At 69.4% G+C, this 11,756-nt stretch carries 12 protein-coding genes; 1 reads left to right on the forward strand and 11 read right to left on the reverse strand.

The window, feature by feature from the left end; genetic code table 11:
* Position 1: 1 nt before the first annotated feature.
* From ABDJ85_RS04660 to ABDJ85_RS04675, 4 genes are read right to left on the reverse strand one after another with little or no spacing between them, the layout of a single operon-like run.
* Positions 2 to 430, reverse strand: coding sequence for an ExbD/TolR family protein (locus ABDJ85_RS04660; protein ID WP_347703571.1), 429 nt, complete (start codon positions 428 to 430; stop codon positions 2 to 4).
* A 2-nt stretch (positions 431 to 432) separates the two neighbouring features.
* Entirely contained in the window at positions 433 to 1,080 is a 648-nt protein-coding gene (locus ABDJ85_RS04665; protein WP_347703827.1) for a MotA/TolQ/ExbB proton channel family protein, read from the reverse strand.
* Positions 1,081 to 1,103: 23 nt separating this feature from the next.
* On the reverse strand, positions 1,104 to 1,838 hold the full coding sequence (dapB, locus tag ABDJ85_RS04670) for a 4-hydroxy-tetrahydrodipicolinate reductase (RefSeq protein ID WP_347703572.1): 735 nt from the start codon (positions 1,836 to 1,838) through the stop codon (positions 1,104 to 1,106).
* Positions 1,835 to 2,416, reverse strand: coding sequence for an outer membrane protein assembly factor BamE (locus tag ABDJ85_RS04675; protein ID WP_347703573.1), 582 nt, complete (start codon positions 2,414 to 2,416; stop codon positions 1,835 to 1,837). Before ABDJ85_RS04675 ends, dapB begins: the two co-directional genes overlap by 4 nt.
* A gap of 76 nt (positions 2,417 to 2,492) precedes the next feature.
* On the opposite strand from ABDJ85_RS04675, the gene fur reads away from it, so the two are divergent.
* On the forward strand, positions 2,493 to 2,927 hold the full coding sequence (fur, locus tag ABDJ85_RS04680) for a ferric iron uptake transcriptional regulator (RefSeq protein ID WP_347703574.1): 435 nt from the start codon (positions 2,493 to 2,495) through the stop codon (positions 2,925 to 2,927).
* Between the two features lie 16 nt (positions 2,928 to 2,943).
* On the opposite strand, the gene hprK is transcribed toward fur, so the two are convergent.
* From hprK to ABDJ85_RS04715, 7 genes are all read right to left on the reverse strand, one after another.
* The gene (gene hprK, locus ABDJ85_RS04685) at positions 2,944 to 3,903 is read right to left on the reverse strand and encodes an HPr(Ser) kinase/phosphatase (RefSeq protein WP_347703575.1); all 960 of its coding nucleotides are present in this window, start codon (positions 3,901 to 3,903) and stop codon (positions 2,944 to 2,946) included.
* 66 nt (positions 3,904 to 3,969) lie between these two features.
* Positions 3,970 to 4,440: a PTS sugar transporter subunit IIA gene (locus ABDJ85_RS04690; protein WP_347703576.1), complete on the reverse strand. Its 471-nt coding sequence runs from the start codon at positions 4,438 to 4,440 to the stop codon at positions 3,970 to 3,972.
* A gap of 221 nt (positions 4,441 to 4,661) precedes the next feature.
* Positions 4,662 to 5,003, reverse strand: a complete 342-nt coding sequence (gene hpf / locus ABDJ85_RS04695; RefSeq protein ID WP_347703577.1) for a ribosome hibernation-promoting factor, HPF/YfiA family — start codon at positions 5,001 to 5,003, stop codon at positions 4,662 to 4,664.
* Positions 5,004 to 5,226: 223 nt separating this feature from the next.
* Positions 5,227 to 6,933: an AMP-binding protein gene (locus ABDJ85_RS04700; RefSeq protein WP_347703578.1), complete on the reverse strand. Its 1,707-nt coding sequence runs from the start codon at positions 6,931 to 6,933 to the stop codon at positions 5,227 to 5,229.
* Between the two features lie 142 nt (positions 6,934 to 7,075).
* Complete coding sequence (locus tag ABDJ85_RS04705; RefSeq protein ID WP_347703579.1) at positions 7,076 to 9,868, reverse strand: serine/threonine-protein kinase; 2,793 nt, start codon at positions 9,866 to 9,868, stop codon at positions 7,076 to 7,078.
* The gene (locus ABDJ85_RS04710) at positions 9,865 to 10,431 is read right to left on the reverse strand and encodes an ECF-type sigma factor (protein WP_347703580.1); all 567 of its coding nucleotides are present in this window, start codon (positions 10,429 to 10,431) and stop codon (positions 9,865 to 9,867) included. Before ABDJ85_RS04710 ends, ABDJ85_RS04705 begins: the two co-directional genes overlap by 4 nt.
* Positions 10,432 to 11,715: a tryptophan--tRNA ligase gene (locus ABDJ85_RS04715; RefSeq protein ID WP_347703581.1), complete on the reverse strand. Its 1,284-nt coding sequence runs from the start codon at positions 11,713 to 11,715 to the stop codon at positions 10,432 to 10,434. It lies immediately after the preceding gene.
* Positions 11,716 to 11,756: the final 41 nt, after the last annotated feature.

Raw genomic sequence — 11,756 nt, forward strand, 5'->3', positions numbered from 1 at the left:
TTCAGGGCGCCGAAGCAGCCGCGTCGGCGACGAAGGCGATGCGGTTCAGCCCGGCGGCCTGCACCCAGCCGATCAGCTCGGCCACGCGGCCATAGGGCACGCTGCGGTCGGCGCGCAGCTGCACTTCGAGCTGCGGGTTGGCGCGGGCGAGCATGGTCACGCGCTTGCGGAATTCGTCAGCGGGCAAGCTGTCGTCGCCCAGGTGCAGCAGGCCATCGGGCGTCAGGGCCAGGGCGATGAAGCTCGGGGTGTCGACGGTGGTGGCGGCTTCGCTCTTGGGCAGGTCGAGGCGCAGCGCGGCGGTCATCAAGGGCGCGGTGAGCATGAAGATCACCATCAGCACCAGCATGACGTCGATCAGCGGCGTCATGTTGATGTCGCTCATCGGCCTAGAGGTGCCGCTGCGCTCCAGACGACCGAAGCTGGCCATGCTCAGACCTGGCTGGAGAGCAGCTCGCGCAGGTCATGCGCAAAGCCTTCGAGCTCGGCCTCGCAGGCCGCGACCCACTTGCCGAACACGTTGTAGGCCAGCACGGCGGGGATGGCCACGGCCAGGCCGGCGGCGGTCATGATCAAGGCCTCGCCCACGGGGCCGGATATCTTCTCGATGGTGATGTTGCCGGCCGCCGAGATGGACACGAGGGCGTGATAGATGCCCCAGACGGTGCCAAAGAGCCCCAGGAAGGGCGCGGTGGCGCCGATGGACGCCAGCAGCACCTGGCCGAACTGCAGGCGCGCCAGCACGCCGTGCAGGGCGTCGCGCAGGCGGCGGGTGAGGCGGGAGTCCTGGCGGCCTGCGGCTTCGAGCGTGGCGGGCTGAGTGTCGGCGGTGGCGGCGTCGAGCAGGGGTTGCAGCAGGCCCTCGGTGTCGAAGCCCTGCAACGCCTGGCGCCCTTCAGCCAAGGCCGGCGCCTGCCAGAAGGCGGGCAGCGCACGCGCCAGGCCCGCTTGTGCGCGGCGCAGCAGCCAGCCGCGCCAGAGGATCAAGGCCCAACTGCTGACCGACATGGTCAGCAGCAGCAGGGCGACGAGACGGCCAACGAGATCGGCCTGGGTCCAGAAGTCGTTGAAGCTGCCCATGCCCATGCCCATGCCCGTGCCGTTCAGCGGAAACCGAGCACGTCGTTCATGCCGTACAGCCCCGGCGCTTGCTTCACCAGGAAGCGCGAGGCGCGCAGGCTGCCCTGGGCGTAGATGGCACGGCTGCTGGCCTTGTGGCTGACCTCGATGCGCTCACCGATGCCGGCGAAGAGCACGGTGTGGTCGCCAATGATGTCGCCGCCGCGCACCGTGGCAAAGCCGATGGTGCTGGGGTCGCGCGCGCCGGTGACGCCTTCGCGGCCATAGACAGCGCAAGCCTTGAGGTCGCGGCCCACGGCGTCGGCCACCACCTGGCCCATCTGCAGCGCGGTGCCGCTGGGGGCATCGACCTTGTGGCGGTGGTGGGCCTCGATGATCTCGATGTCGAAGCCTTCGTTCATCGCCCGGGCGGCCAGGTCGAGCAGCTTGAGCACGACGTTCACGCCCACGCTCATATTGGGCGCGAAGACGATGGGGATGCGCTTGGCGAAGCTGGCGATCTCGGCTTTGCCAGCCTCGTCGAAGCCCGTGGTGCCGATGACAGCGCGCACACCCAGCTCGGCGCAGACGGCCAGGTGGGCCAGCGTGCCTTCGGGGCGGGTGAAGTCGATCATCACGTCGGCCCCGCTGAGGCCGGCGCGCAGGTCGCTGCCCTGGTCGAGCGTGGCGTGGAGCAGGCAGTCGTCCGCGGCCTCGACGGCCTCGATCAGCATCTTGCCCATGCGCCCACTGGCGCCCATCACCGCGACCTTGATCATGAACGCGGCTCCGCCTTGGCTTCAAGCGGCGGGTAGACGCGGCCCGGGGCGACGCCTTCGGCGGCAGCCGTCGGAGCGGCCTCGGCACTCTTGGCCGGCTTGGGCAGGCGGCTGCGCTCGGCCTCGTCGAGGTCCAGGCGCGGCGGCTTGCCGCCGGGCTTGTAGGTGTTGATGGAGGCGACGAACTCGCGCTCGGTGGGCAGGTCGTCCGGCGCTTCCAAGGCCTTGAGCTTGTCACCGTCGAACACCGCCACCACGACGCGCTTCTGCGGCGCTGCGCCCTGGCGGGCGATGGTGAAGGTGTAGTCCCAGCGGTCAGCGTGGAAGGCGTCGGTCAGCAGCGGGGTGCCGAGCATGTCGCGCACGACGCCCTTGGGCATGCCGGGCTTGATGCGGCCGGCAAGTTCCTTGGTGATCACATTGCCCTGCACCACTTCGACACGGTAGGGCGTGATGAAGCCGAGCACTTTGTCGCCGGTGATGGTGGGCAGGGACGGCAGAGAGGGCAGGGAGTCCAGCGAGAGGCTGGAGCAGCCGCCCAGGAGCAGCAACGTCGACGACAGGAGGGCAATGCGCATGGCGAGGGATTGGGCCCAGGCGCAAACGCACCCTGGCTGGCTATGATCCGGCCGATTTTAGGCACGTCGCCCCAGCATGCCCCACAGCCAGTCCACCGACATCAAGAACAGCGGTCTCAAGGCCACGCTGCCGCGCATCAAGATCCTGGAGGTCTTCCAGCGCGCGCAGCAGCGGCACATGACGGCTGAAGATGTCTACAAGGCCCTGCTCGACGAGAACGCCGACATCGGTCTGGCGACGGTGTACCGCGTGCTGACCCAGTTCGAACAGGCGGGCCTGCTGTCCCGCAACCACTTCGAGTCGGGCAAGGCGGTGTTCGAGCTGAACGAGGGTCATCACCATGACCATCTCGTCTGCCTGACCTGCGGCCGGGTGGAAGAGTTCTTCGACCCCGAGATCGAGCGCCGCCAGCACGCGGTGGCGGCCGAGCGAGGCTTTGAACTGCAGGAACACTCGCTGGCGCTCTACGCCAACTGCATCAAGAAGGATTGCCCCAACCGGCGGGGTTGAGTCCTATTCGCGCGGCCTACTCGGGCGCCTCGCCCGACTCGATGGCGCGCTGGTGGCGCGCCACGAACTCGGCATAGGTGTCGATGCCGCGCAACTGCAGGATGGTGTTGCGCACGGCGGCCTCGACCAGCACGGCGAGGTTGCGGCCGGCGTCCACCGCGATGATGACCTTGCGCACCGGCATGCCCATGATCTCTTCGTAGAGCGGCTCGTAGGGCAGGCGCTCGAAGTCGCGCTCCAGGGTCTCGCGGCGCACCAGGTGCACGATGAGCTTGAGCCGCATCTTGCGGCGCACGGCGGTCTCGCCAAAGATGGCGCGGATGTCGAGCAAGCCGATGCCGCGCACCTCGAGCAGGTTCATCAAGAGTTCGGGGCAGCGGCCTTCGATGGCGGTCTGGGAGATGCGATAGAAGTCCACGGCGTCGTCGGCCACCAGGCCGTGGCCGCGCGAGATCAGTTCCAGGCCCAGTTCGCTCTTGCCCAGGCCCGATTCGCCCGTCAGCAGCACGCCGACGCCGAGGATGTCCATGAACACGCCATGCCGTGTGGTGCGCCGCGCAAACAGCTGGGCGAGGTGGGCGCGCACCACGTCGATCACATGGCCGGCCGAGGACATGGTGCTGAACAGCGGGATCTCGGCCCGGTCGCACATGGCCGCGAGGCGCGGCGGGGGCTTCTGGCCATCGGCCACGATGATGACGGGCGGCTCCAGCGTGACGATGCGCGAGATGCGGCGGTCCTGCGTCTCCAGGGTGTCGGCGGTTAGGTAGGCGACTTCGCGGTGGCCGACGATCTGGACCCGGTAGGGGTGGATGTAGTTCAGGTAGCCGACCAGGTCGGCGGCGCCTTGCGCATCGCGCACGGCGGCTTCGTGGAAGCGGCGCTCGGGGTGGCCCTGGCCGGCGTTCCATTCCCAGCGCAGGTCGTCCCGCAGCTTTTCAAAAAGCAGCTCGGCGCTGATCGAAGAGGGTTTCATGGGTGCCTGGAACACTGTCGCGCAAAGCGACACGCTAGCACGTTGGCAGCCGCGCGATGGGGGCCGTCAGGCGACCGACTTCAGCGGCTCCCAGGCCGAGATCAGGTGGTGCAGCTGGGCCGCGTCGGGCTCGGACTTGAGGCGCTCGCGCAGCTCGCGGTCCGACAGCATCTCGGCGATCTCGGAGAGGATTTCCAGGTGGCGCTGGGTGGCCGCCTCGGGCACCAGCAGGAAGATCAGCAGATCGACGGGCTCGTCGTCCGGCGCGTCGAAGGCGACGGACTGGCTCAGGCGCAGCACTGCGGCGAGCGGATTCTTGAGGCCCTTGATCCGGCCGTGCGGGATGGCCACACCGTGACCCAGGCCGGTGGAGCCCAGGCGCTCACGGGCGAAGAGGTTGTCGGTCACCAGCGCGCGCGACATCGAGTGGTGGTTCTCGAAGAGCAGGCCAGCGGCTTCAAACGCGCGTTTCTTGCTGGACGCATCCACATGCACCAACACGTTGTCGGCGGGAAGGATGGCGGCGAGACGGTTCATGGTCGGGCGACGTTGTGCGGTAGCAGGGGCCCCACACAACGAAGAGGGCAGAGGACGAGATTATGAAACTCGGATGACCGCAATCGATCAAGGGGGTCCCAGCATGTCTCGCGAAATACGCTACGCAATCCCCGAACTGGGTGTTTCAGCGAGTTCCGCCACTGTGGGCGCATGAACGGGGCCCTCAAGCGAAGAGGCGGCCCTCGGCCGCCTCGTTGCGATCAGGTGGCGGGCACCTGCATTCGTTTGACCGCTTCGTGGCCGTGGTCTTGTACCCGGTCCTTGTGGCGGCACACCTGGCGATCCAGCTTGTCCATCAGCTGGTCGATCGCGGCGTAAAGATCTTCATGGGACTGCTCGACAAAGATGTCGCGACCCTTGACGTGCAGCGTGACCTCGGCGCGCTGCCTGCGTTCCTTCTCCTTCTGCTTTTCCACCGTCAGCAGAACATTGATGTCAACCACCTGATCGAAATGGCGGGTGACCCGATCCAGCTTGGTGAGTACGTACTCGCGCAGAGCTGGCGTGACCTCAAGGTGATGGCCACTGATCGTCAAATTCATAGAGACTCCTTTCACAGGGAGTAGGGAGGGAAGAAGGGTGAAAGAGGTGTCGTGAAGGCGTGGATGAACTGGGTCTTGAAGCTTGCGAAAAGTGGGGAAGGCGAACCCAGTTTGCGCGCCTTGTGCGGCGCTTGCAAGGGGAAAACGACAAGAGAAAAGGCCTAAGAATGTGCAGGATTTGCGCGCCGTCAAACCCGGCTGGCTTGCAAATCACGAAAGGCCATCAGTCCCCCAGCAGCACGGGCCGCTTCTCGGCCACCCAGGCCTCGAAGCGCGGGCCGTAGGCTTCCTCGATGCGGTTGCGCTTGACCTTGAAGGTCGGGGTGATGAAGCCGTTGTCCACCGTCCAGGGCGTGCGGATCAGCACCAGGCAGTCGAGCTGCTCGTGCGGGTCGAGCCGGCGGTTCACGTCGGCCAGGTGCGCGCCCAGGTGGGCCAGCAAGGTCGAGTTGATCGCGGCGTCATTGGCCTCCAGCACCGAGAGCCCGAGCGGCGACAGCATGGCGATGCCCAGCGGCTGGCTGAGGTTGGCGCCCACCACGCAGCAGGCCTCGATGTAGGGGCTCATGCCGAGCTTGTCCTCGATGGGCGCGGGCGCGACGTACTTGCCCTTGCTGGACTTGAACAGGTCCTTGACGCGGCCGGTGATGCGCAGGCAGCCGTCGGGCCGCTCCTCGACCTTGTCGCCGGTGCGCAGCCAGCCGTCTTCGGTGAAGGCCTGGGCGGTGAGATCGGGCTCCTTGTAGTAGCCGAGCATGACGCCGGGGCTGCGCATCTGCAGCTCGCCGGTGGCGGGGTCGATGCGGGTCTGCACGCCGGGGTAGCGAGGGCCGACCGTGCCGTACTGCTTCTTGCCGGGGATGGTGAGGTGCGAGAGCGCGAAGTTCTCGGTCATGCCATAGCCCTCGGCCACTGGCAAGCCGAGCCGGTCGTACCACTCCAGCAGGGCCAGCGGCATGGGTGCGGCGCCGCCGATGGCGAGCTTGCATTGGTCGAGGCCCAGGGCCTTGAGGATCTTGCGCCGAACCAGGCCGCCGATCAGCGGCAGCTTGAGCAATCGGTTCAGTTTCTCGGGCGGCATCTTGGCCTGCACGCCCTGCTGGAACTTGATCCACAGCCGCGGCACCGAGAAGAAGACGGTCGGCCGGCAGCGCTGCAGGTCGGCGGTGAAGGTGTCCAGCGACTCGGCAAACCACAGCTGCGGGGCCTCGGCCAGCCAGCCGTGCTCGACCAGCGCGCGCTCGGCCACATGGGCCAGCGGCAGGTAGGACAGCAGGCGGTCAGACGCCGCCATCGGGATGCGCGTCAGGCCCTCGCGCACGGCCCAGGCAAAGCCGCCAAAGGTGTGCATCACGCCCTTGGGGTTGCCCGTGGTGCCCGAGGTGTACATCAGCGTGCAAAGCTCTTCGGCACCGCGCACCGGCTCGCCCGGCAGCGGCTGGGTGCGGGCGCAGACGGCGTCCCAGCCTTCGTAGCGCTGGCGCGCGTCGTCGGGCGATAGCGCGTAGCTCATGCCGGGCAGGCCGGCTGGCACGCCGGGCTTCATCTGCGCCCAGTCGTCCAGCTTGCCGACGAAGATGAAGCGGCTCTCGCTGTGCGTGAGGATCTGGTTCACCGTGTCGGCGGCCAGCGTGGGGTAGAGCGGCACCGACACATAGCCGGCCATCCAGATGGCCAGGTCGGTCATCAGCCACCAGGCGCAGTTCTTGGACAGGATGGCCACCTTGGCCCCCGGGCCCCAGCCCTCGGCCTCGCCTTTGGCCTTGAGGAAGGCGGCGATGCGCCGCGTTTCGTCGGCCACCTGGGCCCAGGTGTAGGTCTTGCACTCGCCGCCGCCCATGGGCTGGGTCAGGGTGACGCGATCCGGCGACTGGCGGGCCCAGTGGTAGAGGCGCTGGAGGGCGAGGCTGTCGGCGGCGATGCTGGCCATGAAGTCGGGCTCCGCAATGGTTCTGGAGAGGACAGACTATCGACAGCTACTGCGGGTTCTCCGGGGATTAACCCCGTTTTTCGTGACATCTGACACGGTCCGGAGGGCCCCCGCCGGTGCCCGCAAAGCGCCGCTGTGGGGCTCAAAAGCCCGCAGGCGGCTCCCCTGCCGCGCCCTGCTGGCGCCACTGGTCCAGCGGGTGCTGGCGGCCGGCCATGGCTTGGTCCAGCCGCGCCGGGCGTGCTGCATCGGCGCGCGCCAGTGCGGCTTGGACCTCTGTGGCGGGCGCGCCGGCCGCCTGCAGCGCCGACGCCAGATGCAGGTGCGCCGCATAGGTGGCGAGGCCCTGCGGCTCGGGCAGGTCGGCCAGCAGGCGGCTGGCGCGACGGGCGGCTTCCAGGGCGGCCTGCGTCGAACCCTGGCGCGCCGCGACCAGCGCCCGCACGTGTTCGGCGCGGGCCTGCCACTGCGGCAGCGTGATCAGGCCCGGCGCGTCCAGGGCCTCCAGCAGCCGCGCCAACAAGGGCTGGCCCTGCGCGGGTGGCAGGCCGCACAGGCTGGCGGTGGCCAGATGCAGCAGGCCCTCGGCGCGGCGGTGGCTGGTCACCAAGGCTTGGCTGTCCAGGGCCTGCAGGCCGGCCTCGACCTCCTGGGCCTCCAGCGCCTGACCCGCACGCGCCCGGGCGGCCAGGATGGCCATTTCGCGCACCACGCCGCCGAAGGAATGCGGCGCGGCGCCCACGGCACGCTGGTCTTGCTGCCAGCGCAGCAAATGGGCCAGGGCAGCGGCGGGTTCGTCCAGCTGCCACAGGTGGTCAGCCAGTGCGCTCAGCAAGCTGCCATGCAGGTCGTTGCCGCGGCCCAGCAAGGCGTCCATGCGCTGCCCGGCTGCCAGGGCCCGGGCCTGCGCCTGCTGGGCGTTGTCCATCAGTAAGCGCCATTGCACCTGGGCCAGGTTGCGGTCGGTCACCCGCACAAAGCGCTGCTGCCGCTCATTGGCCAGGTGCCCGTGGCGGGCCAGCTCGGCCATCAGCTGTTCGGCCTCGGTCAGCCGGCCTTGCTCGCTGCGCAGCACGAACAGGTACTGGGCGTTGTAGTGGTAGCTGTAGTGGTCGGGCTTGAAGCGCCGGCGCGCCGAGGCGCGCTCCTCCAGGAACAGGGCCTCAGATTCCGCAAAGCGACCGCGACCCGCATAGGCCATCAGCAGCACCTGGCGTGCGCTGACGGTCTGCTCGTGGTCGGGGCCGAGGCGGGCGCGCAGCTTGGGCAACAGCGGCTCCAGCAGCGCAATCACCTGGCGGCTGTTGTCCTGGATGACCAGCAGCCGGGCCAGGCCCAGCTGGGCGTCCTGGGTTTGGGGCGCGTCCTCGCCCCAATGCTGCCGGGCCGACGCGAGACGCTGCTCGGCCAGTGGCAGCGCGATGTCGAAGCGGTTCATGCCCAGGTAGGTGGCGGTCAGCGTGGCCAGTACCTTGTCCTTGACCTGGGGCTGGCCCTCGAAGCGCGTCGGCAGCTCGGCGCGCTTGCTCTCCAGCAACTGCAGCAGGCTCGGCGGCTGGCCGCCGTGGCGGTCGGGGCTGGCGGACTCCAGCAACTCGGTCATGAAGCTGCTGACGGCCTCGGCGTCGCTGGCCGCCTGCTGCGCCAGCTGGCGCTGGTGCAGGCTGACGCCCAGGCCCACGCTCAGCGTGGCCAGCACCAGCACGCCGCCGGTCACCAGGGCCGCGTTGCGCCGCATCCAGAGGTGGGTGCGGTGGCGCCAGTCCTCGGCGCGCACGCTCACCGGGCGCTGGTCCAGCCAGCGCTGCAGGTCCAGGATCAGGGCGCCCACGCTGGCATAGCGCTCACCAGGTTCCTTGCGCATGGCCTTGGCGGCCACGGCCTCCAGGTCACCGCGCGCACGGGCGGCGTCGGGCGGGCGGCCGGGCCCGTTCTGGGGCGGGTCTACCTCGGCGCCCGTAGCACTGCGGGTGATACGGGGCGCCTGGGTGTGCAGCACCGCGTGCTCCAGCGCCGTGCGGCTGCTGCTGGCCGAGCCAAAAGGCAGGTGGCCGCTGGCCAGTTCGTAGAGCATCACCCCGAGCGAGTACACGTCCGCCGCGATGCCGATGGCGCCGCCGCGGATCTGCTCGGGCGCTGCATAGGCGGGCGTCAGGCGCCGGCCGGCCAGCTGGGTGAGCTGGTGGTCGGTCTGCGCGCCGCTGTCGTCCAGCAGGCCGGCAATGCCGAAGTCCAGCAGCTTGGTGGTGCCGGACTCATGCACCATCACATTGCTGGGCTTGAGGTCGCGGTGGACGATGAGCTGCGCATGCGCGTGCTCCACCGCCCGCGCCACGGCCAGCAGCAGACGCACGCGGGCATTGAGCCCCAAGGCCTGCGCGCGCACATGCTCGGACAGCGTGGTGCCCACCACATGCTCCAGCACCAGGAAGGCGCGGCCCTGCTGCTCGCCCGCGTCCAGCAGCCGCGCAATGCCCGGGTGGCTGAGCCGCCCCAGCAAGGCCCGCTCGCGCGCAAAGCGGGCGGCAAGACCGGGGCCGGCCAGATCACCACGCAGCAGCTTGACGGCGGCCTGGCCCTCGTAGAGCCCGTCGGCCCGCTCGGCCAGCCAGACCTCGCCCATGCCGCCCTCGCCCAGCAGGCGCACCAGGCGCCAGGCCCCGAAGCGGTCGCCCGCAGCCACGGGCGGGGCCTCGGCGTCCTGCGCCAGGGCCTGGGCCAGCTGGGCCTGGAAGGCGGGCGCGGCATCGACCGGGGCGATCAGGGTCGCGTCATCACGCGGCAGCTCGGCCAGCATGCGTTGCAGGCGCTCCGCCAGCTCGGGCGAGGCGGCCTGGGCACGCGCCAGCACCGCGCCGCGCTCGGCCGCTGGCAGCGCGGCGGCCTCGTCAAACCAGGCCGACAGCTGTTGCCACTGATCGGCGGTGAGGTTCATTCGCCCAGCAGCTCGCGCAGCAGGCCGCGCGCCTTGAGCAGGTCGCGGTTCACGGTGCGGGTGGCCACGCCGCGCAGCACGGCAATCTCGGCAATCGTCAGCCCGGCAAAGCTGACCATCTCGATCAGCTCGTACAGCCCCGCGTCCAGCTCGCGCATGCGGCTCAATGCCTGGTCCAGGCCGATCAGGTCCACCGCCTCGCTCTGCGCAGCCGCCACTTCACCGGCGGCCGAGAGCGTGACCACCACGGCATCACCGCCGCGTTTGTCGCGCCCCTCGGCACGCAGCTGGTCGATCACCACTGAGCGCAGCACCCGGCCCACATAGACGAAGAACTGACCGCGCGACTCGCCCTGCAGCCCCTGCTGCTCGGCAATGCGCAAGAAACCCTCGTGCACCAGGGCCGTGGTGTTGAGCCCGGCCGCGTGCCCGCTCTGCGCCAGGCGCATGCGCGCCACGCGCTTGATCTCGGGGTAGAGCTGGGCGTAGAGCTGCTGCAGCGACGCTGCATCGCCGCGCGCCATGCCGGCCAGCAGTTCGGTGATGGCGGGCGTGGCCGGCATTCAGGCCTCGGCAAAGGCCGCCAGTGCGGCGCGCACGGCCGCCTCGTCGGCTACCAGGGTGGCGGGCGCCTCGGCCAGCCAGCCCTCGCGCTTGAGGCGAGCCACCCACTGGCCGGCGTCGCGGCCTTGCTCAAAGGCCTGGCTTTGCAGCAGCAGCTCGCCGGTGGCGGACACGAGCTTGAAGTAGAAGCGCCCGTCGGCCTCACGGTACTGCTTGAAGACGGGCAGCGCGGCCTTCTCGGTCTTGGCATCCGCCTTGGGCGCCTCGGCCGTAAAGGCGCCGATACCCACCGCACGGCGCAGTTCGGCCAGCAGCGGTGCGGCCATCGCGCGGGCCTTGGCGGCCCCGCGCTGCAGGACGGCTTCCAGCTCTGCCGGGTTGGCCATCAGCGCGGCATAGCGCGCGCGCATCGGGCCGATTTGGCCTTCGATCAAGGCCACCAGCTGGGCCTTGGCCTCGCCCCAGGCCAGGCCGCCGCGCAGGGCGGCGCGGAAGGAAGCGCGCTGATCGGGGGTGGCAAAGGCGTCGTAGATGGTGACCAGGGCCTGGCCCTCGGGGTCCTTGGGCTCGCCGGGCAACTTGGAGTCGGTCACGATGCGCGCCACCGCGTCCTTGAGCGCCGCCGCCCCGCCCTCGAAGAGCGGGATCACGTTGTCGTAGCTCTTGCTCATCTTGCGGCCATCGAGGCCGGGCAGCAGCTCCATGCTGGCTTCGATCACCGCCTCGGGCAGGGTGAAAAACTCGCGCCCCTGGCCGTAGAGGTGGTTGAAGCGCTGGGCCACGTCGCGCGCCATCTCGATGTGCTGGGCCTGATCCTTGCCCACGGGCACGCGGTGGGCGTTGAACATCAGGATGTCGGCCGCCATCAGGATGGGGTAGCTGTAGAGGCCCATGGTGACGCGCGCGTCCGGGTCCTCGCCGGCGGCGGTGGCGGCATCCACGGCGGCCTTGTAGGCGTGGGCCCGGTTCATCTGGCCCTTGGCCGTGACGCAGGTCAGCAGCCAGGTCAGCTCGGGGATCTCGGGGATGTCGCTCTGGCGGTAGAAGGTCACGCGCTCGGGGTCGAGCCCGGCGGCCAGCCAGGTGGCGGCGATGGAGCGGCTGGAGTGGGCGATGCGGGCCGGCTCGTCGCACTTGATGAGCGCGTGGAAGTCGGCCATGAAGAAGAAGCTCTCCACCCCGGCCGCGCGGCTCGCCTCGATGGCCGGCCGGATGGCCCCGACGTAGTTGCCGAGGTGCAGAGTGCCGGTGGTGGTGATGCCGGTGAGGACGCGGTGCGACATGAAGGCGGTTTCGGACGAGAAGGCGGGCATTTTCCCCTTTG

Origin of the sequence: Roseateles paludis, assembly GCF_039872745.1 — a bacterium.
Lineage (GTDB): Bacteria > Pseudomonadota > Gammaproteobacteria > Burkholderiales > Burkholderiaceae_C > Pelomonas > Pelomonas paludis.

Bases quoted from the DNA above. Each gene is read 5' to 3' on its own strand.
- ABDJ85_RS04715 (WP_347703581.1), bottom strand. From the start codon at position 11,715: ATGTCGCACCGCGTCCTCACCGGCATCACCACCACCGGCACTCTGCAC.
- ABDJ85_RS04705 (WP_347703579.1), bottom strand. From the start codon at position 9,868: ATGAACCTCACCGCCGATCAGTGGCAACAGCTGTCGGCCTGGTTTGAC.
- dapB (WP_347703572.1), bottom strand. From the start codon at position 1,838: ATGATCAAGGTCGCGGTGATGGGCGCCAGTGGGCGCATGGGCAAGATG.
- ABDJ85_RS04665 (WP_347703827.1), bottom strand. From the start codon at position 1,080: ATGGGCAGCTTCAACGACTTCTGGACCCAGGCCGATCTCGTTGGCCGT.
- ABDJ85_RS04690 (WP_347703576.1), bottom strand. From the start codon at position 4,440: ATGAACCGTCTCGCCGCCATCCTTCCCGCCGACAACGTGTTGGTGCAT.
- hpf (WP_347703577.1), bottom strand. From the start codon at position 5,003: ATGAATTTGACGATCAGTGGCCATCACCTTGAGGTCACGCCAGCTCTG.
- fur (WP_347703574.1), top strand. From the start codon at position 2,493: ATGCCCCACAGCCAGTCCACCGACATCAAGAACAGCGGTCTCAAGGCC.
- ABDJ85_RS04710 (WP_347703580.1), bottom strand. From the start codon at position 10,431: ATGCCGGCCACGCCCGCCATCACCGAACTGCTGGCCGGCATGGCGCGC.
- ABDJ85_RS04660 (WP_347703571.1), bottom strand. From the start codon at position 430: ATGGCCAGCTTCGGTCGTCTGGAGCGCAGCGGCACCTCTAGGCCGATG.
- ABDJ85_RS04700 (WP_347703578.1), bottom strand. From the start codon at position 6,933: ATGGCCAGCATCGCCGCCGACAGCCTCGCCCTCCAGCGCCTCTACCAC.
- hprK (WP_347703575.1), bottom strand. From the start codon at position 3,903: ATGAAACCCTCTTCGATCAGCGCCGAGCTGCTTTTTGAAAAGCTGCGG.
- ABDJ85_RS04675 (WP_347703573.1), bottom strand. From the start codon at position 2,416: ATGCGCATTGCCCTCCTGTCGTCGACGTTGCTGCTCCTGGGCGGCTGC.